Annotated in this window: 1 protein-coding gene; it reads left to right on the forward strand. The window is 50.6% G+C overall.

All coding sequences use genetic code 11. The features are described from left to right. Window positions 1–273 precede the first annotated feature (273 nt). Window positions 274–468, forward strand: a 195-nt coding sequence (locus tag AC1RPJ_RS07805) for a hypothetical protein (RefSeq protein WP_481762846.1), incomplete at its 3' end; no start/stop codon positions are given.

Genomic DNA, 468 nt, shown 5'->3' on the forward strand with positions numbered 1-468 from the left:
GGGGTAATTCGAAGTTGGCTGATTTGCTTACACTGATGGAAAGCGACGATGCACTGCGCCTGCGCAACGCGGTTCAGGCGGCACGCACTGTTGGTGTAGAGGCGGCGGCGCAAGAATTCAATCTTGAGCAGTTTGAGTTGAACTACGTGCTGAAATCGTATAGTCTGAACTCCTAATTTAATATGGATGGGATTTGTCTGATCCCAGTTTTAGGAGAGCCCAGTGGCACAGTACATTAGACTATATCTGGTACCCATAAACGGGGTACAACAAGTGATCGACGTTGACTCATCGGTCCTGATCCGCAGCAATAATCAATTTGTGTCGCCTCAAGTAGCAGCTTCAGTAGACCTGATAATGGCACCGGTTCAAACCATGTTCACGCCGTTTGCGGATGCGGCTACGGCCTTGATGCTGACGCTGGCCGGATATCAGAATGTGCGTGTGTGCTGGCGGGAACCCGTCAAT

It is taken from the genome of Dellaglioa sp. CoH-57-MRSF-17 (genome assembly GCF_056782015.1).